This window comes from Nonomuraea sp. CX421 (assembly GCF_059358955.1).
On record NZ_JCADBK010000005.1, the window covers coordinates 139,968 to 164,086 of the forward strand.

At 70.3% G+C, this 24,119-nt stretch carries 25 protein-coding genes; 16 read left to right on the forward strand and 9 right to left on the reverse strand.

The window, feature by feature from the left end; genetic code table 11:
- The first annotated feature begins 3 nt into the window (after window positions 1-3).
- Window positions 4-273, forward strand: coding sequence for a hypothetical protein (locus AC5L3X_RS12035; protein ID WP_494856995.1), 270 nt, complete (start codon window positions 4-6; stop codon window positions 271-273).
- Between the two features lie 124 nt (window positions 274-397).
- On the opposite strand, the gene AC5L3X_RS12040 is transcribed toward AC5L3X_RS12035, so the two are convergent.
- Complete coding sequence (locus AC5L3X_RS12040) at window positions 398-1,783, reverse strand: glycine--tRNA ligase (RefSeq protein ID WP_494856996.1); 1,386 nt, start codon at window positions 1,781-1,783, stop codon at window positions 398-400.
- Between the two features lie 104 nt (window positions 1,784-1,887).
- Entirely contained in the window at window positions 1,888-2,175 is a 288-nt protein-coding gene (locus tag AC5L3X_RS12045) for an antibiotic biosynthesis monooxygenase family protein (protein ID WP_189123767.1), read from the reverse strand.
- A gap of 63 nt (window positions 2,176-2,238) precedes the next feature.
- Here AC5L3X_RS12045 and AC5L3X_RS12050 point away from each other — a divergent pair, with 63 nt between their 5' ends.
- The 5 genes from AC5L3X_RS12050 (at window position 2,239) to AC5L3X_RS12070 (ending at window position 5,729) form a co-directional block, all read left to right on the forward strand.
- Window positions 2,239-2,658, forward strand: coding sequence for a DUF6703 family protein (locus AC5L3X_RS12050; RefSeq protein ID WP_494856997.1), 420 nt, complete (start codon window positions 2,239-2,241; stop codon window positions 2,656-2,658).
- Window positions 2,659-2,718: 60 nt separating this feature from the next.
- Window positions 2,719-3,618: a metal ABC transporter substrate-binding protein gene (locus tag AC5L3X_RS12055; protein ID WP_494856998.1), complete on the forward strand. Its 900-nt coding sequence runs from the start codon at window positions 2,719-2,721 to the stop codon at window positions 3,616-3,618.
- On the forward strand, window positions 3,618-4,409 hold the full coding sequence (locus tag AC5L3X_RS12060; protein ID WP_189123765.1) for a metal ABC transporter ATP-binding protein: 792 nt from the start codon (window positions 3,618-3,620) through the stop codon (window positions 4,407-4,409). The genes AC5L3X_RS12055 and AC5L3X_RS12060 overlap by 1 nt, the downstream gene beginning before the upstream one ends.
- Window positions 4,406-5,275 carry a metal ABC transporter permease gene (locus tag AC5L3X_RS12065; RefSeq protein WP_189123764.1) on the forward strand — a complete coding sequence of 290 codons (870 nt, stop codon included), beginning with the start codon at window positions 4,406-4,408 and terminating at the stop codon, window positions 5,273-5,275. The genes AC5L3X_RS12060 and AC5L3X_RS12065 overlap by 4 nt, the downstream gene beginning before the upstream one ends.
- Before the next feature lie 64 nt (window positions 5,276-5,339).
- Window positions 5,340-5,729: a Fur family transcriptional regulator gene (locus tag AC5L3X_RS12070; RefSeq protein ID WP_189123763.1), complete on the forward strand. Its 390-nt coding sequence runs from the start codon at window positions 5,340-5,342 to the stop codon at window positions 5,727-5,729.
- Here the strand turns inward: AC5L3X_RS12070 and AC5L3X_RS12075 are convergent.
- On the reverse strand, window positions 5,669-6,565 hold the full coding sequence (locus AC5L3X_RS12075) for a DMT family transporter (RefSeq protein WP_494857000.1): 897 nt from the start codon (window positions 6,563-6,565) through the stop codon (window positions 5,669-5,671). The genes AC5L3X_RS12070 and AC5L3X_RS12075 overlap by 61 nt on opposite strands.
- Window positions 6,566-6,656: 91 nt before the next feature.
- Between AC5L3X_RS12075 and AC5L3X_RS12080 the strand changes: the two genes are divergently transcribed.
- Window positions 6,657-7,205 (forward strand): CGNR zinc finger domain-containing protein, encoded by a 549-nt coding sequence (locus AC5L3X_RS12080; protein ID WP_189123761.1) that lies wholly within the window; start codon window positions 6,657-6,659, stop codon window positions 7,203-7,205.
- A gap of 29 nt (window positions 7,206-7,234) precedes the next feature.
- Here the strand turns inward: AC5L3X_RS12080 and AC5L3X_RS12085 are convergent, their stop codons facing one another.
- From AC5L3X_RS12085 to recO, 3 genes are all read right to left on the reverse strand, one after another.
- Window positions 7,235-7,771 (reverse strand): YceI family protein, encoded by a 537-nt coding sequence (locus AC5L3X_RS12085; RefSeq protein ID WP_494857001.1) that lies wholly within the window; start codon window positions 7,769-7,771, stop codon window positions 7,235-7,237.
- A gap of 110 nt (window positions 7,772-7,881) precedes the next feature.
- Window positions 7,882-8,655, reverse strand: coding sequence for an isoprenyl transferase (locus tag AC5L3X_RS12090; RefSeq protein WP_189123759.1), 774 nt, complete (start codon window positions 8,653-8,655; stop codon window positions 7,882-7,884).
- Window positions 8,652-9,386 (reverse strand): DNA repair protein RecO, encoded by a 735-nt coding sequence (recO, locus tag AC5L3X_RS12095; RefSeq protein WP_189123758.1) that lies wholly within the window; start codon window positions 9,384-9,386, stop codon window positions 8,652-8,654. The genes AC5L3X_RS12090 and recO overlap by 4 nt, the downstream gene beginning before the upstream one ends.
- A 142-nt stretch (window positions 9,387-9,528) precedes the next feature.
- On the opposite strand from recO, the gene AC5L3X_RS12100 reads away from it, so the two are divergent.
- From AC5L3X_RS12100 to AC5L3X_RS12115, 4 genes are all read left to right on the forward strand, one after another.
- Window positions 9,529-11,037, forward strand: a complete 1,509-nt coding sequence (locus AC5L3X_RS12100; protein ID WP_494857002.1) for a CDP-alcohol phosphatidyltransferase family protein — start codon at window positions 9,529-9,531, stop codon at window positions 11,035-11,037.
- Entirely contained in the window at window positions 11,034-11,750 is a 717-nt protein-coding gene (locus AC5L3X_RS12105) for a DUF5941 domain-containing protein (protein ID WP_189123756.1), read from the forward strand. The genes AC5L3X_RS12100 and AC5L3X_RS12105 overlap by 4 nt, the downstream gene beginning before the upstream one ends.
- Window positions 11,751-12,303: 553 nt before the next feature.
- Window positions 12,304-13,710 (forward strand): glycoside hydrolase family 16 protein, encoded by a 1,407-nt coding sequence (locus AC5L3X_RS12110; RefSeq protein WP_494857004.1) that lies wholly within the window; start codon window positions 12,304-12,306, stop codon window positions 13,708-13,710.
- A 308-nt stretch (window positions 13,711-14,018) separates the two neighbouring features.
- The gene (locus AC5L3X_RS12115; protein ID WP_494857006.1) at window positions 14,019-14,966 is read left to right on the forward strand and encodes an isopenicillin N synthase family dioxygenase; all 948 of its coding nucleotides are present in this window, start codon (window positions 14,019-14,021) and stop codon (window positions 14,964-14,966) included.
- A gap of 260 nt (window positions 14,967-15,226) precedes the next feature.
- On the opposite strand, the gene tnpA is transcribed toward AC5L3X_RS12115, so the two are convergent.
- A complete protein-coding gene (gene tnpA, locus AC5L3X_RS12120; RefSeq protein ID WP_494857007.1) occupies window positions 15,227-15,643 on the reverse strand; it encodes an IS200/IS605 family transposase in 417 nt (138 codons plus the stop codon).
- Window positions 15,644-15,665: 22 nt separating this feature from the next.
- Here tnpA and AC5L3X_RS12125 point away from each other — a divergent pair, with 22 nt between their 5' ends.
- Window positions 15,666-16,817, forward strand: coding sequence for an RNA-guided endonuclease InsQ/TnpB family protein (locus AC5L3X_RS12125; protein WP_494857008.1), 1,152 nt, complete (start codon window positions 15,666-15,668; stop codon window positions 16,815-16,817).
- 46 nt (window positions 16,818-16,863) lie between these two features.
- Window positions 16,864-17,250, forward strand: a complete 387-nt coding sequence (locus AC5L3X_RS12130) for a hypothetical protein (protein WP_494857010.1) — start codon at window positions 16,864-16,866, stop codon at window positions 17,248-17,250.
- A gap of 16 nt (window positions 17,251-17,266) precedes the next feature.
- On the opposite strand, the gene AC5L3X_RS12135 is transcribed toward AC5L3X_RS12130, so the two are convergent.
- Window positions 17,267-19,621, reverse strand: a complete 2,355-nt coding sequence (locus tag AC5L3X_RS12135) for a GH1 family beta-glucosidase (RefSeq protein ID WP_494857012.1) — start codon at window positions 19,619-19,621, stop codon at window positions 17,267-17,269.
- Between the two features lie 98 nt (window positions 19,622-19,719).
- On the opposite strand from AC5L3X_RS12135, the gene AC5L3X_RS12140 reads away from it, so the two are divergent.
- From AC5L3X_RS12140 to rocD, 3 genes are all read left to right on the forward strand, one after another.
- Window positions 19,720-20,205: an Lrp/AsnC family transcriptional regulator gene (locus AC5L3X_RS12140; protein WP_494857013.1), complete on the forward strand. Its 486-nt coding sequence runs from the start codon at window positions 19,720-19,722 to the stop codon at window positions 20,203-20,205.
- Between the two features lie 112 nt (window positions 20,206-20,317).
- Complete coding sequence (gene ddaH / locus AC5L3X_RS12145; RefSeq protein ID WP_494857015.1) at window positions 20,318-21,115, forward strand: dimethylargininase; 798 nt, start codon at window positions 20,318-20,320, stop codon at window positions 21,113-21,115.
- 1 nt (window position 21,116) lies between these two features.
- Window positions 21,117-22,328, forward strand: coding sequence for an ornithine--oxo-acid transaminase (gene rocD / locus AC5L3X_RS12150; RefSeq protein ID WP_494857016.1), 1,212 nt, complete (start codon window positions 21,117-21,119; stop codon window positions 22,326-22,328).
- A 94-nt stretch (window positions 22,329-22,422) separates the two neighbouring features.
- Here the strand turns inward: rocD and AC5L3X_RS12155 are convergent, their stop codons facing one another.
- On the reverse strand, window positions 22,423-23,970 hold the full coding sequence (locus AC5L3X_RS12155; protein WP_189123747.1) for an alkaline phosphatase D family protein: 1,548 nt from the start codon (window positions 23,968-23,970) through the stop codon (window positions 22,423-22,425).
- Window positions 23,971-24,119 lie beyond the last annotated feature (149 nt).

Consider the following 24,119-nt stretch of genomic DNA (forward strand, 5'->3'; position numbering starts at 1 on the left):
GAAATGCGCAGGCAACCAGAGCATGCGCCGGCCAGCGCCGACCGTGCCGACCAGGAAAAGACCATCCAGGAACAGGCCGTTCAGGAACAGACCGTTCAGGAACAGACCGCCCAGGAACAGGCCGTTCGAGACAAGGCCGTCCGGGAACAGGACCCGCGGAAGGAACAGGCCGAAGAGGAGACCTGGCGCCGGCCGTGGGGGTCCACGCCAGGACTGGAGAGCGACGACGAGTTCAGGCGACTCGAGGAGCTCAATCCCGACGACTTCGAGTAAGGCCCGGCTCGGTCAGACAGGGCGAGACCGGCGTCCGGCCGGCTGCCCGGAACGGCATGCGGCAGGCCCTGGCGATGTCCCTCAGCGGGTCATCTGACTCAGGGCCTGATCGCAGAGACGGCTCTCAGTCGTTGAGGTGCTGGCGGAGGTAGGAGTCGACCTGGTCGAGGGCGATGCGCTCCTGGGCCATCGAGTCGCGCTCGCGGATGGTCACGGCCTGGTCGTCGAGCGTGTCGAAGTCGACCGTGATGCAGAACGGCGTGCCGATCTCATCCTGGCGGCGGTAGCGGCGGCCGATGGCGCCGGCGTCGTCGAACTCGACGTTCCACCGCCTGCGCAGCTGGGCCGCCAGGTCGCGCGCCTTGGGCGACAGGTCGGCGTTGCGCGACAGCGGCAGCACCGCGACCTTGACCGGGGCCAGCCGGTGGTCGAGCCGCATGACCGTGCGCTTCTCCATGACACCCTTGGCGTTGGGCGCCTCATCCTCGGTGTAGGCGTCGAGCATGAACGTCAGCGTCGCCCGGTCGACCCCGGCCGCTGGCTCGATGACGAACGGGACGTAGCGCTCGCCGGTGTCCTGCTCGAAGAAGCTGAGGTCGACGCCCGACGCCTTGGAGTGGGCGGTCAGGTCGAAGTCGGTGCGGTTGGCGATGCCTTCGAGCTCGCCCCACTCACCGCCGGTGAAGTTGAAGCGGTATTCGACGTCGACCGTGCGCTTGGAGTAGTGGGACAGCTTCTCCTTTGGGTGCTCGTAGAGCCGGAGGTTGTCCTTGTTGATGCCCAGGTCGGAGTACCAGCGGAAGCGCTCGTCGATCCAGTACTGGTGCCACTCCTCGTCGGTGCCGGGCTTGACGAAGAACTCCATCTCCATCTGCTCGAACTCGCGGGTGCGGAAGATGAAGTTGCCCGGCGTGATCTCGTTGCGGAACGACTTGCCGATCTGGCCGATGCCGAACGGGATCTTCTTGCGCGCCGACTGCTGCACGTTGAGGTAGTTGATGAAGATGCCCTGCGCGGTCTCGGGCCGCAGGTAGGCCAGGCCCGACTCGTCCTCGACGGCGCCCAGGTAGGTCTTGAGCAGGCCGCTGAACTGCCGGGGCTCGGTGAAGGCGCCCTTGTTGCCGCAGTTGGGGCAGGTGACGTCGGCCAGGCCCCGCTCGGGAGCCCGGCCGTTCTTCTCTTCGTACGCCTCGACCAGGTGGTCGGCGCGGAAGCGCTTGTGGCAGGACTGGCACTCGGTCAGCGGGTCGGTGAACGTCTCGACGTGACCGCTGGCCTGCCAGACCTCGCGGGCCAGGATGACGCACGAGTCGAGGCCCACGACGTCGTCGCGCATCTGGACCATGCTCTGCCACCACTGGCGCTTGACGTTGTTCTTGAGCTCGACTCCCAGGGGGCCGTAGTCCCACGATGCCCGCAGACCGCCATAGATCTCGCTCGACGGGTAGACGAGCCCGCGCCGCTTGGCGAGGCTGACGATGGTGTCCATGACGTCTGTACGGCGTGCCATGTCGTTGGATCTCTTTCCGGCTGGAGGTCGGCGAGGGGATGTGAGCTCCCAGCTTAGGGGACATCGGCGAGCCCTCGCGCGCGACCGCTGCCGCCCGGCCGCGGCTACGTCCCGTCTTGGGGGTAGACGTCCTCGAACGCGCTGGGTTCGTTGACCATGAGGATCATCAGCGGGTACATCGCCATCCGCGCGGCCGACAGCGCCCGGCGGTAGAACCCGGCGCCCTCCCATTCGCTGACCAGCGCCCACAGGTTGGGCTCGTCGACCGAGCGGGCCAGCCTGCCGCGCAGGTAGCCGGGCTGGGCCGCCAGCGTGTCGAGGATCGCGTGGCCCTGCTTGACGAAGTCCTGGGACTGCGACTCCGGAACGATGTAACGGATGACGGCGAGCACGTCACCAGGATGTCAGAGGATCACCCTGCCCTGGGCGTTTCCGGCGGCGCTAGGCTCGGGCCCGTGGCCACCAACGACGACCGCCGCCGACGTTCCCGCACTCAGCAGGGCCCCGGCGGCCCGCGGGCCCCGCGGCAGAAGCGCCCGCTGCCCGCGGGCGAGCAGTTCTTCACGCCGGGCGCCACCGGCCTGCGCAAGAGCGTCGAGACGCGCAGCGCGGCCCCGCTGGCCTACCTGTTCACGCAGGTGCCCCGGTGGCTGGTCCCGGCCGTGCTGGTGGTGCTGCTGCTGACGGGGTTCGCCGTGGCGGCCTGGCCGGGCGCGCTCGCGGTGCTGCCGGTGCTGGCGTTCGTGGCCTGGCTGGCCTATCTGTCATGGCCGTCACTGGGCATCGGCGGGCGGCTGCTGCGGGTGGTGATGCTGGTGTTCCTGGTGGTGCTGGCGGCCGACCGGTTCGGGGCGTTTCAGTCGCTCCCCCGATAGATTTTGACAATCATTTTCATTTTCCCTCATACTGGGGGCGTGATGTCGCGAACGCCCCGAATGCTTGCTGTAAGTCTCCTGACCGGCGCCCTCCTGCTGAGCGCCGGTGCGTGCGGGGCGGGCGGAGGCGAGACCCCCGCCGGCGGCGGCAAACCCGAGGTCGTCGCGTCCATCTATCCGCTGCAGTGGCTGAGCGAGCAGGTGGCCGGGCCCGACGCGAAGGTGATCGGGCTGACCGCTCCCGGCGTCGAGCCGCACGATCTGGAGCTGGGCGCGCACCAGGTGGCCGAGCTCGAGGACGCCACGCTGACCGTCTACGTCAAGGGCGTGCAGCCCGCCGTGGACGAGGCGGTCGCCGAGGACCGCGCCTTCGACGCCGCCACCGCCGTCAAGACGATCCCCGCGGGCGGGCACGCCGAGGAGGGCGAGGAGGGCCACGAGCACGAGGTCTCCTACGACCCGCACCTCTGGCTCGACCCCTCGCGCCTGGCCACCGTCGCCACCGCGCTCGGCGACCGGCTGGCCGCCGCCGACCCCGCCCACGCGCAGGGCTACCGCGAGCGCGCCGCCCGCACGGCGGCCGAGCTGCGGGCGCTCGACCAGGAGCTGGCCAAGGGCCTGGAAGACTGCGCGAGCAGGACCATGGTGACCGCCCACGAGGCGTTCGGCTACCTGGCCGACCGCTACCGTCTCAAGCAGATCGGCATCACGCTCGACCCTGAGACCGAGCCCTCCCCCGCCCGCGTCGACGAGGTCGCCCGCCTGGCCAGGGCCGAGAAGGTCAACACGATCTTCACCGAGTCACTGGTCAGCCCCAAGGTCGCCGAGGTGCTGGCCAAGGAGGTCGGCGCCAGGACCGGGGTGCTCGACCCGCTGGAGACCCGGCCCGAGGGCGGCGACTACCTGTCGGCCATGCGGGCCAACCTGACCGCCCTCCGCTCCGCCCTGGGATGCGCGTGATGAACGAGACCGTCTTCGCGATGACCGGCGGCCGGATCACCATCGACCGGCGGCCCATCCTGCGGGGCGTCGACCTGACCATTCGCCCCGGTGAGGTCGTCGCCGTGCTGGGCGCCAACGGCTCCGGCAAGTCCACGCTGGTCCGCGCGCTGCTCGGCCTGATCCCGCTGTCCGGCGGCCAGACCCTCCTGTACGACCGCCCGCCCGCCCGCTTCCGCGACTGGTGGCGCGTCGGCTATGTGCCCCAGCGGCTGCAGGTCGGCGGCGGGGTGCCCGCCACGGTCCGCGAGGTGGTGGGCTCGGGCCGCATCGCCCGGCAGAGCCTGCTGCGCCCCACCAGCCCGGCCGACCGCGCGGCCACGGCCGCGGCCATGGAGGCGGTCGGGCTCGCCGACCGCGCGGGCGATCCGGTGCAGGAGCTGTCCGGCGGCCAGCAACAGCGGGTGCTGATCGCCCGCGCACTGGCCGGCGAGCCCGACGTCTACGTCATGGACGAGCCCACCGCCGGCGTCGACGCCGCGACGCAGCAACTGCTCGCCGACACGCTGGCCCGGCTGACGCTCGACGGCCGGACCATCGTGCTGGTCGCCCACGAGCTCGGCCCGCTGGAGCCGCTCATCACCCGCGGCATCGTGATCCGCGACGGCCGCATCGCCTACGACGGCAGCCCGCCCCAGCCCGAAGGCGAGTGCGCCAGGCCGGGCCACCAGCACGTGCACCCGCACGCGCCGGAGACCATCGGCCGGGGAGCGCCCGCGGGGCCGCTGAACGGCTGGCAGGGGGAAGCATGATCTCGCTTCTGCAGAAGGAGTTCTTCCAGCTGGCGCTGATCGCGGCCCTGCTGGTGGGGCTCTGCGCGCCGGCCGTGGGCACGTTCATCGTGCAGCGGCGGCTCTCGCTCCTCGGCGACGGCATCGGGCACGTGGCCCTGACCGGCGTCGCGCTCGGCTTCCTGACCGGCACCGCGCCCGTCTTCACCGCCGTGCTGGTCGCCGTGGGCGGAGCCGTGGCCATCGAGATCGTCCGGGCCCGGGGCCGCACCAGTGGCGACGTCGCGCTCGCGCTGATGTTCTACGGTGGCATCGCGGGCGGCGTCATGCTCATGGGCATCGCGCCCGGCGGCAGCAACGCCAAGCTCAACTCCTACCTGTTCGGCGCCATCGCCAGCGTCACCTCGCAGGACATCTGGATCATCGGCGCGCTGGCCGTCGCGGTGATCGCGGTCGTGCTGATCTTCGGCAGGGAGCTGTTCGTGCTCTGCCAGGACGAGGAGATGGCCCGGGCCAGCGGCCTGCCGGTGCGCCTGCTCAGCCTGGTGATCGCCGTCACCGCCGCGCTCACCGTGGTCATCGCCATGCGCGTCGTCGGCCTGCTGCTCGTCAGCGCGCTGATGGTGATCCCGGTGGCCACCAGTCAGCAGCTCACCAAGGGTTTCCGCACCACGATGGCGCTGGCCATGCTGTTCGGCGTGGTCGCCGCGGTGGGCGGGCTGCTCGGCTCCACCCTGTCGCCCAGGGTGCCGCCCGGCGCCGCGATCGTGCTCCTCGCCCTGACGGGCTTCGTCCTGGCCCTGGGTGTGGGTAGATTCGTACGCCGAGGCCGGGCCCAGGAGTCACCGGTGGGCGAGCAGCCGATCAGCGCGAGGGAGGTCACGTGACCGTACGAACTGAGGGCGTCGACGGACGGAGCGCCGTGGTCACGGGGCCGGCGGAGGGGGCGTCATGAGCGCCAGACGCGACGCCGTGCACGACACCCTCCGCCGCAGCGAGGGCTTCCGCAGCGCCCAGGACGTCTACGCCGAGATGCGCCAGCACGGCGCCAAGATCGGGCTGACCACCGTCTACCGCGCCCTCCAGGCCCTGGCCGACGGCGGCCACGTCGACGTGCTGCGCACCGACGACGGCGAGTCGGTCTACCGCGCGTGCGCCAGCGGCGACCATCACCACCACCTGGTCTGCCGCCGCTGCGGCCACACCGTCGAGGTGGCCGGGCCCGCCGTCGAGCGCTGGGCCGAGACGGTCGGCGGCGAGCACGGCTTCACCGACATCACTCACACGGTCGAGGTCTTCGGCACCTGCTCGTCCTGCTCGCCCACGGTCCGGGCCGGCTGAGCGCGTCGCGAGCCGTAGAGCACGCCGAGCACGATCACCACGCAGCCGGCGAGCTGCAGGGGCGAGGGGCGCTCACCGAGCACCACCGCCGACAGCGCCACCGTGGTCATGGGCTGCACGAGCAGGAGCAGCGCGGTGAGGGCGGCGGGCTGCCTGGGCAGCGTGTACGTGATCAGCATCCAGCCCAGCACCTGCGGCCCGAGCGCGAGCAGCAGCAGCCAGCCATGCGCGGGCCAGTCGGGCGCGAAGTCGGCGCCGCCGAAGAGCGGGCTCAGCGCCGCGATGGCGAGCGTGGCCACCACGGTGGCATGCGCCAGCGGCCCGGCGGTGCGCTGCGAGCCCGCCTTCATGAGCAGCAGGAAGGCGGCGTACGACACCGAGGTGGCGATGCCGGCGAGCACCCCCAGCATCGGGTCGGAGCCGTAGGCGGCGTTGTCGAAGACTCCGGAGATCAGCACGACTCCGCCGAACACCACCGGCGTGGCGATCATCAACGGGTTCGACGGCCGCTCGCGGAAGAAGGCCCAGGCGGCGAACGCGACGATGAACACCTGCAGGTTGCCGAGGACCGTGGCCAGACCGGCGCCCACGTAGTCGATCGCGTGGTGCCAGAAGAGCAGGTCGAGGGCGAACAGCAGGCCCGCCAGCCAGGCCAGGGTGCGGCTGCGGGCGGGCAGCGGGCCCAGCCTGCGGCGTTCGAGCAGGGCCAGCACGATCATGGGCGGGACGGCGTACGCGCACCGGAAGAACGCGGAGGTGGCGGGCTCCACGTCCGCCAGCCGCACCAGGGGCGCGGACGTGGAGATGATCAACGCTCCGACGACCGCGATCAGCACAATACGCCGATATGCACTCACGGAACCCCCCGACGGCCGTGGCTAGAGATACGCTGCGACCACGCTAGAACCGGTCCTGACAGGAGTCAACATGCTGTTTGGCCATGACATGGCGCACGCGCTGGCCACCGTCGTCGAGCTGGTCAACACCTCACCCTCGACCGGCGGCGGCGACGAGCTAGCCGGCCTGGCCGACCTGCAGTCCTTCACCCGGTCACGCGAGGTCAGCGGCGTGGACACGCTCACCACCCGCGACCTCGGGCAAGTGCGGCTGGTGCGCGAGTCCTTCCACCGTGTCTTCACCGCCCCCGACCAGCCGACCGCCGTGCGCCTGCTCAACGCGATGCTGTCGGAGACCCGGATCACCCCCCGGCTGACCGAGCACGACGGTCACCCCCTGCACATGCACTACTTCGCCGCCGACGCGACCCTGGCCGAGCACCTCGCGGCCGACTGCGGCGTGGCCCTGGCCCACCTGATCGTCGACGGCGAGTGGGAGCGGCTGCGCACCTGCTCGGCCCCCGACTGCGAGCGGGTCTTCGTCGACGAGTCGCGCAACCGCTCCCGCGTCTACTGCGACAGCCGCACCTGCGGCAACCGCATGCACGTGGCCGCCTACCGCGCCCGCCGCCGCGCCTGACCCTCCGTCCGGGCGCGCGGCTGGCCGGGTCACATCGCGGTCGCGGTGACCGCGAAGACGAGGTGGAAATAACGGCCGGTCATGCCCTTCTCCCGGGTCAGGCCGAAGGCGTAGCGGTCGACGGTGGCCTCGGCCCGGGCCCGCAGCGTGCTGCCCTCGGCGACGAGGTAGGTCAAACTGAGCACCGTGGGCCGGGTCACGCCGCGCACGGTCAGCTCGCCGGGGACGCGGGTCCCGTCGGCCGCGCGTTCGACGGCGCGGGCCCGGAAGATGATCTCGGGATGGGCGGCGACGTCGAGGTAGACCGCCGACCTGACCTTGCCGTCGCGCACCGGCAGGCCGGTGTCGACGCTGCCCGCCCTGATCACCACGTCCACCGTCGACTCGGTGAAGGGCTCGGCGACGCGCACCTCGCCGCGGTCCAGCGCGAACGAGCCGCGCACCGGCAGGAGGCCGAAGAGGTGACGCGTGCCGAAGGTGATCTCCGTGGCCTCCGGATCCAGGCGGTAGACGCCAGGCCCCGGCTCGGTGGACGGATGCGCGTGAGATGCCTCTGTGCCCTTCATGTCCGTCACGCTAGGCGATCGGGACCGCGTCGGGGAATCGTGCTGAGTGTCCCTCGGGGGTGTACCTGAGTACACCCCCGAGCGTCCACGACGTACGTGGCCCAGGGCCGTCAGACCTGGTTGGGGACGGCTCCGCCGTATCTCCGGTCACGCTTGGCGTAGATCTCGCACGCCTCCCAGAGGTCTCTGCGGTCGAAATCGGGCCAGAGCCGGTTGAGGAAGACCATCTCGGCGTAGGCCGACTGCCACAGCAGGAAGTTGGAGAAGCGCTGCTCACCGGACGAGCGGACGAACAGGTCGACCTCGGGGATGTCGGGCTCGTCGAGGTAGCGCGAGAAGACCTTCTCGTTCACCTTCGACGGCTTGACCCGGCCCGCCGCGATGTCCTCGGCCAGCTTGACCGCGGCGTCGACGATCTCGGCCTGGCCGCCGTAGTTGACGCAGAACTGCAACGTCAGCCTGCGGTTGCCCTCGGTCATCTCCTCGGCGGTCCGCAGCTCGTCGATCACGCTCTTCCACAGCCGGCCCGGCTTGCCCGCCCAGCGCACCCGCACGCCCATCGCGTGCAACTCGTCGCGGCGGCGGCGGATCACGTCGCGGTTGAAGCCCATCAGGAAGCGCACCTCGTCGGGCGACCGCTTCCAGTTCTCGGTGGAGAAGGCGTAGGCGCTCAGATAGGGGACGCCCAGCTCGATGGCGCCCTCGATGACGTCGAACAGCGACGCCTCGCCCGCCTTGTGCCCCTCGGTGCGGGGCAGCCCGCGCGCCTTGGCCCAGCGACCGTTGCCGTCCATGACGATCGCCACGTGCCGGGGCACCAGGTCACGCGGGATCGGCGGCGGCGTCGCGCCCGAGGGATGCGGGGACGGTGGTCGGACGTTCACGCTGGCTCCCTTTCGACGTGTCGCAGAGAGCGTATTCCGTGTTCGAGGTGCCATTGCAGATAAGCGGCGACCAGACCGCTGCACTCGCCGCGGTGACGTGACTCCGAGGCGTCGGCCGCCGCCCAGTCGCCGCGCAGCAGCGCCGTCATGAGCCTGACCGTCTCGAACGCCGGCACGACCGAGCCAGGCGGCTTGCACGCGCCGCACACCACGCCGCCGGCCACGATGGCGAACGCCCTGATCGCCGGGGCCTGGCACTTGGCGCACGCCTCCAGCGCGGGCGCGTAGCCGGCCACGGCCAGCGAGCGCAGGAAGTAGGCGTCGAGCACCAGCCGGGCCTCGTGCGTCCCGTCGGCCAGCGTGCGCAGCCCGCCCACCAGCAGCAGGAACTGCCGCAGCGCCGGCTCCTTCTCGCCGTGCGTCAGCCGGTCGGCGGTCTCCAGCATCGCGGTGCCCGCGGTGTAGCGGGGGTAGTCGGCCGCCAGCGTCTCGCCGTACGGTCTGATCGTCTCGGCCTGCGTGACGACGTCGAGCGTGCGTCCGGCGTGGAGCTGCAGGTCGACGTGCGTGAACGGCTCCAGCCTGGCGCCGAAGCGCGAGGTGGTGCGGCGCACGCCCTTGGCGACGGCGCGCACCTTGCCGGTGCGCCTGGCCAGGACGGTGACGATGCGGTCGGCCTCGCCGAGCTTCTGTGTCCGCAGGACCACGCCTTCGTCACGGTAGAGACTCACCTGTCCATCTTAGGGGCGCGCGCTCTTTTCGTTACGGGCACGCGTCGGGTGACGCGGCTCTGCGCAACTCTCATTAGACTTTGTCGCCTGTCCCCCGCAATACCCGTTGTTCATCCCCCCGCCACCGCCTCGAAAGGGAGTCATGACCCGCGTGGTCCTGCTGGGCTCTTCGCCCGGCCCCGACACCGCTCCGACCGGACTGAGGCTCGCCGTTCTCCCAGGCAGTCCCACCGTCTCCGAGCGGCTGCGCAGCCAGATCCTCTCCCTGGATCCGCGGCCCGCCACGATCGACACGGGCGACGTGGCCGCCGCCCTGCGCGCCCTGGCCGAGGTCGCCGAGTCGGCGACGGAGAGCCTGCTCATCCTCCCCACCGACTCCGTGATCCACGACGAGCTGATCTACCAGATCACCAAGACCAAACGCGGCGCGCTGGCGCTCATCGCCAAGGAGCCGCGTCCCGAGACGGTCGAGGAGGCTCAGCCCGACATCGTCCCGATCGACGAGGCCGAGCCCGAGATCAGCGATCGCCGGCTCGAAGGGCTGCCGATCCGTTCGCGCGCCGGTAAGTCGCGCATCATCTCCGTCGGCACCGCCCACCACGCGGTGACCAGGCCCAACGCCGTGCTGCTCGGCCCCCTCCACCTGAGCCCGCGCCACGCGCCCACGCTGGCCGCCACCTGCCGCGAGCTGGCCGGCATGGCCGACGTGTTCGGCGCCGACGACGACCTGGTGCAGCTGATCGTCTTCGGCCTGGTCCGCAACGGCGTCTCGGTGGGCATCCGCGGCCGCCGCGACCTCTTCTACCGCAGGGTCACCACCCAGCAGGAGGCCGACGAGGCCGGCGCCGCGATGGCCGGCATGGACGAGGACCGGGCCCGGCTCGACAACGCGGTCAAGGGCGCCGACGGCTTCTTCACCACCTACTTCGTCTCCACCTACTCCCGGTTCATCGCCCGCTGGGCGGCCCGGCGCGGCCTGACGCCCAACCAGGTGACGCTCATCTCGATCGCGCTGGGCGTGCTGGCCGCGGCCTGCTTCGCGACCGGTGACCGGCCGTGGATGGTGGCGGGCGGAGTGCTGATCTACTTCGCGTTCGTCTTCGACTGCGTGGACGGGCAGGTCGCCCGCTACGCCCGCAAGTTCGGCGTGCTCGGCGCGTGGCTCGACGCGACGTTCGACCGCTTCAAGGAGTACGTCGTCTTCGCCGGTCTGGCCATCGGCTGGGTCGTCTCGGGCAACGGCGACGACATCTGGATCCTCGCCCTGGCGGCGATCGGCCTGCAGTCGGTGCGTCACCTGCTCGACTTCTCCTTCGGCATCGCCAACCGCCGCAAGCCGCCCGGTCAGCTGCCCACGCTGCCGCTGACCGCGCCCTCCGACAAGGAGCTGCGCCGGGCGCTGCAGAGCCGTAAGGTCGAACGGGCTCAGGGCATCCGCGGCCTGCTCAAGATGTGGAGCAAGGCCGGCCGGTTCCGCGCCGTCCACTGGGCCCGCAAGATGATCGTGTTCCCCATCGGCGAGCGGTTCGCGGCCATCGCGATCACCGCCGCCCTCTTCGACGCCCGCATCACCTTCCTCACCTTGGTGATCTGGGGCAGCGTCGCCGCCATCTACACCCTCACCGGACGCCTCATGAGGTCGCTCGCATGATCACCCAGCCGCAGGCCGCCGCCACCACGCCGGACCCCGACGAGGAGCGCCGGCGCATCCAGACCGCCCGCCTGCTCGCCTACCGCGACGACGGGCCCCTCGTCAACGCCGTCGCCGGAAAGGTCGGCAAGGGGCTGCCGCCGGTGCCCGCCACGCTCGCCGCCCTGGTCGCGGTCATCGCGATCGCCGCCTCGGGGGTGCTCCGGCCCGGGCCGACGCTCCTGCTGCCGGTGCTGGTCGTCGTGCTGCTCGTGCTGCCGACGGCGCCACGCGACCACCTGGGCAGGCTCGACTGGCTCACTCCGCCGTTGCTGCGCGGCACCGAGTTCCTCACCATCATCGTGGTGGGGCTCGCCGCCGACGCGCCGAAGTGGCTGCTGTTCGTGCTGGTGTACGTGGTGGGCTACCACACCTACGACACCGTCTACCGCACGCGGCAGAGCATCTGGCCGCCCGTCTGGGTGTTCTACGCGGGGCTCGGCTGGGAGCTGCGGCTGCTGATCATCGGCGTGGGCGCGGCGCTCGGCTGGCTCACGGTGGTGCTGGCGATGCTCACGGCCTACCTGTTCGTGCTGTTCGCGGTGGAGAGCGTGACCAGTTGGGTGCGCCTCGACAAGGCCTCCGCCCAGGCGGGCGCCGACGCCGAGCAGGACCTGGAGGCGTCCCCCGAGGACGTCCTCGAACAGGCCACCGGCGAGGCCGAAAAGGCCTGACCGGCGGAGAGCTGCCCTTTTTCTCTTCTCGCGCGGCACGGAAGAGCAGCTCTTTCTGGTAGGGCACCGCGCTGAAAAGCCGTTCCATCTTTTACGGCACGCACGGGAGGGCCCACCCGCCGACCTCGGCCGGGGGCCTCCAGGGATACGGCCGCTGACCCGCACGGGGCCGGCCGCCGCGACGACGCACCGTGAGTTCGGCATCGCGTCCACCGGCGGACCGGCCCCGCGCCATTTCGACCGGCCCGCGAAACCGGCCGATTTCACCACACCGACACCACCGGCCCCAGCGATCCGGCATCCGGAACCTGACCGGGTCAAGCGGATGACCGCCACGCGCCATGGGAGCTCCGCCGGGGCGCAGAAGGTGGCCGGCCGCGCGGCCCGCGCGGCTCGGGCCGCGATCATGAGAGCGCTCTCCGGCATTGATAGCGCCCGCTTCACCGCTCTGTCAAGCCGACAGTGCAGTTTGTTGACACCCAGGTTAGCTCTGTGTTTAGGTCTGCCTGAGAGAGCGCTCTCTCAGTCCGCCTCCCTCCCCCCAGGAGCAGCGATGACAGCTGGCAATCCCACCCGGCGCAGACGACTGGCGGCCGTGGCCGCGGCGCTGGTCACCCTCACCGGCCTGTTCACGCATGTCGCCGTAAGTGCCTCCGCGGCCGTGCCCACCACCCCCTCGGGCTGGTCACTGGTCTGGTCCGACGACTTCAACGGCGCGTCGGGATCCGCGCCCTCGTCGGCGAACTGGATCGTCGACACCGGCCACTCCTACCCGGGCGGCCCCGCCAACTGGGGCACCGGTGAGATCCAGAACTACACGGCCAACTCCGCCAACCTCAGCCTCGACGGCTCGGGCAACCTCCGGATCACGCCGCAGCGCAGCAGCTCCGGCGAGTGGACGTCGGCGCGCATCGAGACCAGGCGGGGCGACTTCAAGCCCGCCGACGGGCGCATCCTGCGCATCGAGGGCCGCGTGCAGATGCCGAACGTGACCGGCGACGCCGCCCTCGGCTACTGGCCGGCGTTCTGGGCCCTCGGCTCGCCCTACCGGGGCAACTACTGGAACTGGCCGGCCATCGGCGAGTTCGACATCATGGAGAACGTCAACGGCCTCAACTCCGTCTGGGCCGTGCTCCACTGCGGCGTCAACCCCGGCGGGCCGTGCAACGAGACCAACGGCCTCGGCGCCAGCCGGGCCTGCCCCGGCTCGACCTGCCAGTCCGCCTTCCACACCTACCGCTTCGAGTGGGACCGCAGCGTCAGCCCCAACCAGCTCCGGTGGTACGTGGACGGGCAGCAGTTCCACAGCGTCAACCAGTCGCAGTTCGACGCGACCACGTGGAACAACATGACCGGCCACGCCGGCTACTTCCTGCTGCTGAACGTGGCCATGGGCGGGGCGTTCCCCAACGGGGTGGCCGGGTTCGGCACCCCGACCGCGGCCACCGTGCCCGGACGGTCGATGCTGGTCGACTACGTGGCGGTGTGGCAGAGCGGCACCGGCTCCACCCCGACCCCGACGATCACGCCGACCGTGCCCGGCGGCGTGGACGCCCGCTCGACCATCCAGGCCGAGCGCTACCAGGCCCAGTCGGGGACGATGGTGGAGACCACGACCGACTCCGGCGGCGGCCAGAACGTCGGCGGCATCTCGGGCGGCGACTGGCTCCGCTACGACGGGGTCGACTTCGGCACCGTGGCGGCCCGGCAGTTCAAGGCCCGGGTGGCCTCGGGGGCGGCCGCCGGTGTGAGCGGCCTCGTCCAGGTCCGGCTCGACAGCCCCACGGCCACGCCGATCGGCGACTTCGCTGTGGGCAACACAGGCGGCTGGCAGAACTGGCGGACCATCCCGGCGAACATCTCAGGCGTGACCGGGACGCACACCGTCTACCTGACGTTCAGCAGCGGCCAACCGGCCGACTTCGTCAACGTCAACTGGTTCACCTTCTCCACGTCATGACCCCCACGTCATGACCACCATGTGGTGACCGGTTGACCGCTCAGACGGCTGGCCGGGCGTCGTAACGGCGTCCGGCCACGTGCCGGTCAGCGGCCGTATCCCTGGAGGCGCCCAGCCACGAACGGCGGCTGGGCTCTCCTTGGGCTGTGCCGTAACAGAAGGCCCTTGCAGAAGGGTTTTGGCAGAAGTCCGTGACGGAGAGTGAAGCGCACAGGGTCCCCAACGCGGTCCTGGCTTTCGATGCCGAACGCCTCGCCATCGCCGATCGCCTCTCATGCGGAACAACGGGCATGCGGAACAATGGGGCCGTGAGCGAATTGCCGGTGATCGATATAACGCCTCTTCGCACGGGTGGTGACACCCGCGCCGTGGCGGACCGGATCGGGGCGGCCTGCCGCGACAACGGGTTCTTCTACGTCTCGGGTCACGGCGTGCCGGCCGACCTGGTCGCCGGGCTGGACGCGGCGAGCAGGAGGTTCTTCGCGCTTCCGGACGAGCTGAAGAACGAGATCTCGATGGACCGCGGCGGCCGGGCCTGGCGCGGCTTCTTCCCCGTCGGCGGCGAGCTCACCTCCGGCCGTCCCGACCTCAAGGAGGGCGTCTACTTCGGCGCCGAGGAGCCGCCGGGCGACCTGCCGCTGCACGGCCCCAACCTGTTCCCCGAGCAGGTGCCGGAGCTGCGGGAGGCGGTGCTCGCCTACCTCACGGCGATGACCGGCGTCGCCCAGACGGTGATGTCGGGCATCGCCCTCAGCCTGGAGCTGGAGGCCGGCTACTTCCGTGAGGGCTACACGGCCGATCCGACCATCCTGTTCCGGATCTTCCACTATCCGCCCGCGCCGCCGGACACCGACTCGTGGGGCGTGGGTGAGCACACCGACTACGGCCTGCTCACGCTGCTCCTCCAGGACGACAACGGCGGCCTCCAGGTGCACACCTCGCGCGGCTGGATCGACGCCCCGCCGGTGCCCGGCACGTTCGTCTGCAACATCGGCGACATGCTCGACAAGCTCACCGGCGGCCTCTACCGGTCGACCCCGCACCGGGTGCGCAACCTCAGCGGCAACGAGCGGCTGAGCTTCCCGTTCTTCTTCGACCCCGGCTGGCACAGCGAGGTGCCGCCGCTGCCCTACTCTCCGGGAGGCCGTGCCCGCTGGGACGGCCAGGACCTGCGCGCGTTCACCGGCACCTACGGCGACTACCTGCTCGCCAAGGTCTCCAAGGTCTTCCCCCACCTCGCCGGCAACCTCGGCTGACCGCTTCCCCAGCGAACTCCCTGCAGAGTTCATCGATCAGACCGAGCTCGCGAAGCTCGAACGCGACCTCGCTCATCTCTTCGGGGAAGGATGGCTCTTGTGACCCAGCAGATCAGCGTCATCATCGACGTCACCAACCAAGACGGCTACCTGGGTCGTCCGCAGTGCTCCGGCCTTCAGGCCGGGGGTGAAGCGGACTCTCCCGCGTAGCGGGGCAGGGAAAGCCGGATCGCCCCCGGGCGATCCGACGTCTACCCGGCTCAGACCGGGCGGTTCTGTTGCTCGATGTACTGCCGCAGGACACTGATCGCAGCGCCGCCCACGCTTCCTGCGAAGTAGGAGCCCGACCACAGCTTGTTCGCCCGATAGTAGTGGCGGGCCAGTTCGGGGAACTCGGTGCGCAGCCGCCTGGAGGACACCCCTTTCAGCGAGTTGACCAGGCGAGACAGTGCGACCTTCGGCGGGAAGTTCACCAGCAGGTGGACGTGGTTACTCTCGCCGTTGAACTCGGCCAGCTCGCACTCGAAGTCCGCGCACACCTCCCGCATGATCTGCTCCATGCGCTCCAGGTGCGTCCCGGTGAACACCCGATGCCGGAACTTGGTCACGAAAACCAAGTGGGCATGAAGGACAAAAACACAGTGTCTACCTGTTCTTATGTCTCCATACTCAGCCATAAACCAATGGTATGATCATGGCGTGCAGCTCCGGTACACCTTCCGCCTCTGCCCGACGCCGGGTCAGCAGATGATGCTGGCCAAGGCGTTCGGGTGTGCGCGGACGGTGTTCAACGACGGGCTGCGCTTACGGCAGGAGGCCCGAGAGCGGGGGTTGCCGTACGTCTCGGACGGGGACCTGTCCAAACTGGTGATCACGCAGGCGAAGCAGACGCCGGAACGCGCCTGGCTGGGCGAGGTCTCCGCCGTGGTGCTCCAGCAGGCGCTCGCGGACCTGAACATGGCCTACCGCAACTTCTTCGCCTCGATCACCGGCAGGCGCAAAGGCCCGAAAGTCGCACCGCCCCGGTACCGCTCTCGCAAGGACAACCGGCAGGCGGTCCGGTTCACCAAGAACGCCCGCTTCACGGTCACGGCGGGCGGGAAGCTGCGCCTGCCGAAGATCGGTGACGTGCCGGTGCGATGGTCTCGTGATCTCCCCGCCGAGCCGTCGAGCGTGACGGTCATCAAGGACGCGGCGGGGCGGTACTTCGCCTCGTTCGTGGTCGAGACCGGCGCAGATCCGTTGCCGCAGACGCCGGACGAGGTCGGTATCGACCTGGGGCTCACCCACTTCGCGGTGCTCTCAGACGGCCGGAAGATCGACAACCCGAGGTTTCTGCGCCGCGCCGAACGACGGTTGAAGAAGGCTCAGCAGGCCCTGTCCCGCAAGGCCAAGGGGTCGGCGAACCGGAAGAAGGCCGCGGCCCGGGTCGCCCGTGCTCACGCCAGGGTGGCCGACGCGCGCCGGGACTTCGCGCACAAGTTCTCCACGCAGATCATCCGCGACAACCAAGCGGTGTACGTGGAGGACCTGTGCGTGAAGGGCCTGGCCCGCACCCGGCTGGCCAAGAGCGTTCACGATGCGGGCTGGTCGCAGTTCGTTACCATGCTGGAGTACAAAGCCCGACGGTACGGCCGGGGCTTCGCCAAGGCCGGCCGGTTCTTCCCATCGAGCAGGTCGTGCTCGGCGTGCGGCGCCGTGGCGGGCACGATGCCGCTGAACATCCGGTCGTGGACCTGCCCGTGCGGAGCGGTCCACGACCGGGACGTCAACGCCGCGATCAACATCCTCGCCGCCGGACGGGCGGAGAGGCTAAACGCCTGCGGAGGGACCGTAAGACCCGCCGCCTAGCGGAGGGCAGGACCCAGCGAAACAGGAAGCCACAGAGGTGCCGCACGTGCGGCACGGGCTGAATCTCCGACCTTCAGGCCGGAGAGCGCGTCAATGGAACGGCATTCCGCGCGACACCCCCGGTAGTGGCGCGGGCCGGACGCTGGCCGAGCTCGAGGAGGAGCTGAGCGCGATCATGCCGCTCATGCTCGGCTGCGAACCGGACGAGGTCGAGTTGGTATACGACTACACGGGCCTGCCGCAGGAGGTGCGGCAGGACCTGGAACGGTTCCGGACGCTGCGCGAACAGCGTGACCAGATCGAAGAGAGCCTCCGAAAGATCGGCAGTCGGGTAGCGACCCGGCTCAAAAAGGAAAAAGTCACCGACGAAGACACGGGACGGCTGCTCGGCGGACTGTCACGGCAACGGGTCGGGCAGCTCAGGGCCGGTTGAGCCCTGGCTGCGAGGGTCAGGTGGTTTCGCGCACCACGAGGTGGGTGGGCAGGACGACCGAGCCGGTGTGGCGGCCGTCGAGCCGCGACAGCAGGAGCCGGGCCAGGGCCAGGGCCTGCTCGCTGACCGGCACCCGGACCGTGGTGAGCGCCGGGGTGGTCGCGGAGGCGGCGTCGATGTCACCGAAGCCAACGATCGCCAGGTCGTCGGGCACCCGCCGCCCGGCCTGCCGGGCGGCGCGCAGGGCGCCGATGGCCAGCTGGTCGGAGGTGGCGAGCACGGCGTCCAGCCCCGGCACGTCGCCCATCAGCCGGCGGGCCGCCGCCGCGCCGGACTCGCGGTCGAGCCCGGCCGGCGCGGTGATCGGATGCAGCCCGGCCTGGTGCAGCGCGTCGCGGTGGCCGGTGAGCCGGTCCTGGACGGCGACGAGGTCGGTCGGCCCGCAGATGATGCCGAGCTGACGGCGGCCCTGGTCGAGCAGGTGGGCGGTGGCGGCTCGGGCGCCGCCTGCGTTGTCGACGTCGACGTACGGGACGAGGGAGGCGATGGCGGGCCTGCCCAGCAGGACGACGGGCACCTCGGTGCGTGCCAGCCGTTCGGCGAGCGGCCCGGCGCCCTCAGGGAGCACGAGGACGACGCCGTCCACCTGGTGGGTCTCGACGTGCCGCACGATGCGGCGTTGGCTCTCGACGGTGTCGGCCAGCATGAGCACGATCTGCTTGCCGGCCCCCTCCAGGAGGCTGGTGACGTACTGGACGACGGCGGAGACCAGCGCCTCGCCGCCGGGCTGAGGGGGCGACAGGATCAGCGCGACCGCGTTGGCGCGCCGCGTGACGAGGCTCCTGGCGGCCGCGTTCGGCACGTAGCCGAGCTCCTGGACGGCCCGCAACACGGCGGCGCGGACCTCGGGGCTGACCGACGCCTCGCCGTTGACCACCCGTGAGACGGTCGCCCGGGAGACCTGGGCGCGGGCGGCGACGGTCTCCAGGGTCGGCCGTTTCGGCCGGTCGACGCCGAGCCCGTTGCGCTTGATGACGTCGCGGTACCACAGCGCGCTGTCCTTCAGCCGTCGTCGCTGGGTCGCGAAGTCGACGTGCACCAGCCCGAACTTGCGCTGGTAGCCGTCGGCCCATTCAACGCAGTCGAGCAGCGACCAGACGAGGTAGCCGCGGACCCGGGCCCCCTCGTCGAGCGAGGCGCGGAGAACCCGTAGGTGCTCTTCGAGGTAGCTCGTCCGGTCGACGTCGTGGATGCCGTCACCAGTGACGACGTCGACGAAGTCGGCGCCGTTCTCGGTGATCATCAGCTCGGTGTCCGGGTATTCGCGGGTCAGGCGGCGCAGGACCAGTGACAGGCCGCCCGGCATGATGGGCCAGCCCATAGCGGTCACCGCCGTCGGCACGCTGCAGAACAGGACCCCCTCGCTGCCGGGGAAGGCGGGGTCGGCGGCGGCGCTCGGCTGCGCCCGCACCACGACGGGCGTGTAGTAGTTGACGCCGAGTAAGTCGATGGGCCGGCCGATGACGTCGAGGTCGCCGTCGTGGACGTGACCGAGCCCCGCCTCCCGTTCGATCACGGGGAGCAGGTCGCCGGGGTGGCGGCCGCGCAGGATCGGCTCCACGAACTGCCGGTTGAGCAGCGTGTCGATCCTGGCCACGGCCTCGGCATCCTCCTCGGACGGCTCCAGGGCGAAGTCACCGAGCTGGGCCGGGGTCAGGACGGGCGACAGGTTGAGCACGACGCCGACCCGAGAGGCGCCCGACGAGCGCAGCGCCTCGGCTCCGAGCCCGTGCGCCAGCAGCATGTGGTGGGCGGCGACGAAGGCGTCGGCCGCCGAGCGCCGTCCGGGGGCGTGGACGCCGGAGGCGTGACCGATGAAGGCGGCGACCCACGGCTCGTTCAGGGTGAACCAGGTGTCGACCCGGTCGCCGAGTCGCTCGTGCGTGACCCGCGCGTAGTCGGCGAACCGGTGGGCCGTGTCGCGGGAGGTCCAGCCGCCGCGGTCTTCGAGGGCCTGCGGCAGGTCCCAGTGGTAGAGGGTGGCGTAGGGGGTGATGCCGGCGCCCAGCAGCTCGTCGACCAGCCTGTCGTAGAAGTCGAGGCCGAGGTCGTTGCGGCGGCCGGTGCCCTCGGGCAGCACGCGAGACCAGCTCACCGAGAACCGGTAGGCCGTCATGCCGAGGTCGCGCATCAGGCGGACGTCCTCGGGGTAGCGCCGGTAGTGGTCGCAGGCGGGGTCGCCGTCGCGCCCGCCGGGGAAGGCGTCCCAGATGGACGGCCCCTTGCCGTCCTCGCCGGAGGCGCCCTCGATCTGGTAGGCCGACGTCGACACTCCCCAGACGAACCCCTCCGGGAACCGCGCTGTGCTCATGTCGATGATGATCTCATTTGCCGAAACCCTCCGGCGACCTGGCGGGGCCACAGTCTGCCGCATCGCGCGGTGGTGCGGTTAGGCGATATACAGGCCCCGTGGAACTGGATCGGCTGGATCGTGACATCATCGCGGCGCTCGTCGAGGACGCCCGCGCGACCTACGCGGAGATCGGGCACGACGTCGGTCTGAGCGCGTCGGCCGTCAAGCGCAGGGTCGACCGGCTGCGCGAGACGGGGGCGATCACCGGGTTCAGCGCCAGGGTGGCGCCGCGGGCGCTCGGCTGGAACACCGAGGCGTACGTCGAGCTGTTCTGTCAGGGCAAGACCAAGCCGTCCGACATCGCGCTGGCGATGGCGCGCTATCCCGAGGTGGTCGCCGCGGCCACGATCACCGGCGAGGCCGACGCGCTGCTGCACATCCGCGCCACCGACGTGCGCCATGTGGAGCGGGTGATCGAACGCATCGCGGCGGAGACCTTCGTGGTGCGCACCAAGAGCTCGATCGTGCTGTCCAGGTTGGTGGATCTGCCGACCGGAGCCGTCGCGCCCGACCCACGCAACGGATCACCGGTGGGCGGCTGAGAGTCGCAACGGAAATTAACCTACACGCAATATTGCCCGCTTGGCCTGCGTAAACATCTCTTCCTAGGCTGGCCCCGTCATCTCTCTGCCTTAGACCATGACGGAGACCTGCATGCCCAAACACTTCCTGATGTGCCGTCCGGAGCACTTCACGGTCGAGTACGCGATCAATCCGTGGATGCGTCCCGAGGCGGGAGCCGATCGCGACCTCGCGATCCGGCAGTGGGAAGGACTCAAAGCGGCGTACGAGAACCTCGGGCACAAGGTCAGCCTCATCGATCCGGTGGAAGGGCTGCCGGACATGGTGTTCGCCGCCAACGGCGCGCTGGTCGTGGGCGGGCGCGCCTACGGCGCCAGGTTCGCCTACCCGCAGCGCGGACCCGAGGGCCCGGCCTATCTGCGCTGGTTCACCGACCGGGGCTATCCGGTCCGGGAGCCGGAGCACGTGAACGAGGGTGAGGGCGACTTCCTCGCGCTGGACGACGTCGTGCTGGCCGGCACCGGCTTCCGCACCCACCTCGCCGCGCATCAGGAGGCACAGGAGTTCCTCGGCCGCCCGGTGGTGTCGTTGTCGCTGGTAGACCCGCGGTTCTACCACCTGGATACGGCACTATTCTCACTAGACGGGCGTAATGTCGCGTACTTCCCTGACGCCTTCTCCCAAGGCAGTCAGGAGGTCCTGCGGCGGCTGTTCCCGGACGCGGTGCTCTCCGGCGCGGCCGACGCCGAGGTGCTCGGGCTCAACGCGGTCAGCGACGGCACGAACGTGGTGATCAATTCCGAGGCCGTCGACCTCCGGCGGGAGCTGGAGCGGCGCGGCTACGGGGTGATCCCGGTCGACCTGTCGGAGCTGCGCAAGGCAGGTGGCGGCCCCAAGTGCTGCACACTGGAGATCAGGGGGGAATTCTGAGATGACTACCAGCGCGGAGCTGATCGAGCTCAGTGAGCGCCGCAGCGCGCACAACTACCACCCGCTGCCCATCGTGATCCACGAGGCGCGGGGCGCCTGGGTCACCGACGTCGAGGGCAAGCGTTACCTCGATTTCCTGTCCGGCTACTCGTCGCTCAACTTCGGCCACGGCAACCCCAAGATCCTGGAGGCGGCGCAGCGGCAGTTGCAGCAGCTCACGCTGACCAGCCGGGCGTTCTACCACGACCAGTTCGCCGCGTTCTGCTCCGGGCTGGGCGACCTGACCGGCAAGGACATGATCCTGCCGATGAACACCGGCGCCGAGGCCGTGGAGACCGCGATCAAGGTGGCCCGCAAGTGGGGCTACGAGGTCAAGGGCGTCGAGCGCGACCAGGCCAACATCATCGTGATGGAGGACAACTTCCACGGTCGCACCACCACGATCGTCAGCTTCTCCACCGATCCCGACGCCCACGACGGATTCGGCCCCTACACCCCGGGCTTCAGCGTGGTGAAGTATGGCTCGATCGAGGCCGTGCGTGAGGCGGTCGACTCCAACACGGTGGCGGTGCTGGTCGAGCCCATCCAGGGCGAGGCGGGGGTGCTGGTGCCGCCGGACGGCTACCTGACGCAGCTGCGCGAGCTGTGCACCGCCGAGAACATCCTGATGATCGCCGACGAGATCCAGTCGGGACTCGGCCGCACCGGCAAGACGTTCGCCTGCGACCACGAGGGCGTCGTGCCGGACATCTACGTCCTGGGCAAGGCGCTCGGCGGCGGCGTCGTGCCGGTCTCCGCGATCGCCGCCGACAGCGACGTGCTCGGCGTGATCAAGCCGGGGCAGCACGGGTCCACCTTCGGGGGCAACCCACTGGCCTGCGCCGTCGCCAACGCCGTGATCGAGATCCTCAACACCGGCGAGTACCAGGACCGGGCCGCCCGGCTCGGCGAGGTGCTGCACGCCCGGCTGGCCGAGCTGGTCGGCGACGGCGTGATCACCGTGCGCGGGCGCGGCCTGTGGGCGGGCGTCGACATCGACCCGTCGCTGGCCACCGGGCGCGAGGTGTCGAAGGCGCTGATGTCCCGTGGTGTGCTGGCCAAGGACACGCACGGCTCCACGATCCGGCTCGCGCCGCCGATCACGATCTCCGAGGAGGACCTCCTCTGGGCGGTCGACCAGCTCGCCGAGACGATCGCCTCCTTCCGCCGGTGACCCGCTCTCCGGCCTGAGGGCCGGAGCCCGCGTTCCGGTGACCGCCGGTGACGCGGCCCGCGGCCGGACCTGACAGGTCCGGCCGCGGTGGCGGTCAGCGGAGCCGTACGGAGTCGATCTGCTTGAGGGTGTTGCCGGACGACTCGAACCAGGTCGCCTCGTCGGGGAAGGTGAGCGTGGCCAGGGCGTTCTGGAACCACGGCCCCTCGGTCACCCGCCAGCGGAACGGCGGCCGCCGGATGCCGGCCAGCCGGGCGAGCAGGCCGCCGACGACCGTGGCGACGCCGAACTGCGTGATCACGTTGGCCCAGCGGAGCACCGGGCTGAGCGGGTTGCGGATCGGCGAGCAGACGATCTGCCAGACGGGCGCGGTGCGGGCCTTGGCCACGTAGGAGTAGTGGACGTCGCCCGACAGGATGAGCACCGGCTTGCCGATGCGGGCGAGCAGCCTGGCCAGGTCGTCGAAGGAGCGGCGGAAGGCGGCCCAGTGCTCCAGGTCGACGAACTGCCTGAACCTCTCCGACAGCCGCTGGACGACCTTGCCCCAGGCTCCGTCGCACAGGGCCTCGTTCCAGTTCTGCACCGAGTGGACGCCCTCGGGCAGCAGGAAGGGGATCGAGGAGCCGATCACGATCCGGTCGGCGGGCTTGGCCACCTCGTCGAGCAGCCACTCCCACTCTCCCGGGTCGAGCATCCGCCGGTCTCCCGGGGTCAGCTGCCTGGCGCACCGGGTGTCGATCATGATCAGCCGGGTGTGGCCGAGGTCGCGGGAGTAGCTCCAGCGGTTGCTGCTCGGCTCGGTGTCGGCCTTGTCGGCGAAGGCGTCGAGCGCGTCGCCCCCATCGCCGTCCATCAGCGCGCGCAGCAGCGGGTCGTCGGCTCGCTCGGCCGGTGACAGGTTGCCGAGGTGCTGGTAGACCCAGTAGGCCCCGAGTCCGGAGATCACCCTGCGGCGCCACCAGGACACCTCGGCCATCTGCTCGCGCCAGGTCTGCGAGGTGTTCCAGTCGTCACGCAGGTCGTGGTCGTCGAAGATCATCGCACTCGGCACCGTGGAGAGCAGCCACCGGATCTCCGGCTCGCTCCAGGCCTGGCGGTAGAGCTCGCAGTATTCCTCGTAGTCGGCGATCTCGTTCTGGGGCTCGGTGTCGCGGCGCTCATGGATGAAGTCGAGCATCTCGGGTGACGGGCTGTCGGCGTAGACCTGGTCGCCGAGCAGCACCAGGAGGTCGGGCCACTCCTCCTCGCCGGCCGTCATCAACCGGCCGCCGAAGGCGCGCAGCACGTCCTCGCCGTGGGTCAGGACGTGCGCGGTGTCATGGGGGACGCTGGTGCGGCACGAGCCGAACGCCAGCCGGCGCGGCCCCTCGGCCGGCAGCAGCCGGATGCGGCTCGGCGGCCGCCCTTCGAGCGGCCACACCCGCTCGCCGTCCAGCTCCACCGCGTAGGAGTCGATGTCTCCGGACAACTCGGTCAGGTCGACCAGCGCGTAGTGGTGGCCGTGCACGGCGAACGTGGGCGATTGCCACGACCGGTCCCCGGCCAGCACGGCGACCGTACACGGATCGCTGGTCTCCACCCAGATCGTGGCGCTGGACGCGTCGACGTAGCGCAGCATCGGGCCGATCACGAGCGCGGCCATGCATATCCCTCAATTCGACAGTTCGGCACACTCTGGATCATCAGCGTGCCAGAGTGGCACGTATCCAGCACATCGATCATCGGCTTGGATTGATCGGAAACAGATCAGTCTCGATGTGTTCGCCGACCTGGCCGTGCACGACTGACCCC

Bases quoted from the DNA above. Each gene is read 5' to 3' on its own strand.
- AC5L3X_RS12035 (WP_494856995.1), top strand. From the start codon at position 4: ATGCGCAGGCAACCAGAGCATGCGCCGGCCAGCGCCGACCGTGCCGAC.
- AC5L3X_RS12040 (WP_494856996.1), bottom strand. From the start codon at position 1,783: ATGGCACGCCGTACAGACGTCATGGACACCATCGTCAGCCTCGCCAAG.
- AC5L3X_RS12055 (WP_494856998.1), top strand. From the start codon at position 2,719: ATGCTTGCTGTAAGTCTCCTGACCGGCGCCCTCCTGCTGAGCGCCGGT.
- AC5L3X_RS12060 (WP_189123765.1), top strand. From the start codon at position 3,618: ATGAACGAGACCGTCTTCGCGATGACCGGCGGCCGGATCACCATCGAC.
- AC5L3X_RS12065 (WP_189123764.1), top strand. From the start codon at position 4,406: ATGATCTCGCTTCTGCAGAAGGAGTTCTTCCAGCTGGCGCTGATCGCG.
- AC5L3X_RS12070 (WP_189123763.1), top strand. From the start codon at position 5,340: ATGAGCGCCAGACGCGACGCCGTGCACGACACCCTCCGCCGCAGCGAG.
- AC5L3X_RS12080 (WP_189123761.1), top strand. From the start codon at position 6,657: ATGCTGTTTGGCCATGACATGGCGCACGCGCTGGCCACCGTCGTCGAG.
- AC5L3X_RS12085 (WP_494857001.1), bottom strand. From the start codon at position 7,771: ATGAAGGGCACAGAGGCATCTCACGCGCATCCGTCCACCGAGCCGGGG.
- AC5L3X_RS12100 (WP_494857002.1), top strand. From the start codon at position 9,529: ATGACCCGCGTGGTCCTGCTGGGCTCTTCGCCCGGCCCCGACACCGCT.
- AC5L3X_RS12105 (WP_189123756.1), top strand. From the start codon at position 11,034: ATGATCACCCAGCCGCAGGCCGCCGCCACCACGCCGGACCCCGACGAG.
- AC5L3X_RS12110 (WP_494857004.1), top strand. From the start codon at position 12,304: ATGACAGCTGGCAATCCCACCCGGCGCAGACGACTGGCGGCCGTGGCC.
- tnpA (WP_494857007.1), bottom strand. From the start codon at position 15,643: ATGGCTGAGTATGGAGACATAAGAACAGGTAGACACTGTGTTTTTGTC.
- AC5L3X_RS12135 (WP_494857012.1), bottom strand. From the start codon at position 19,621: ATGAGCACAGCGCGGTTCCCGGAGGGGTTCGTCTGGGGAGTGTCGACG.
- ddaH (WP_494857015.1), top strand. From the start codon at position 20,318: ATGCCCAAACACTTCCTGATGTGCCGTCCGGAGCACTTCACGGTCGAG.
- rocD (WP_494857016.1), top strand. From the start codon at position 21,117: ATGACTACCAGCGCGGAGCTGATCGAGCTCAGTGAGCGCCGCAGCGCG.
- AC5L3X_RS12155 (WP_189123747.1), bottom strand. From the start codon at position 23,970: ATGGCCGCGCTCGTGATCGGCCCGATGCTGCGCTACGTCGACGCGTCC.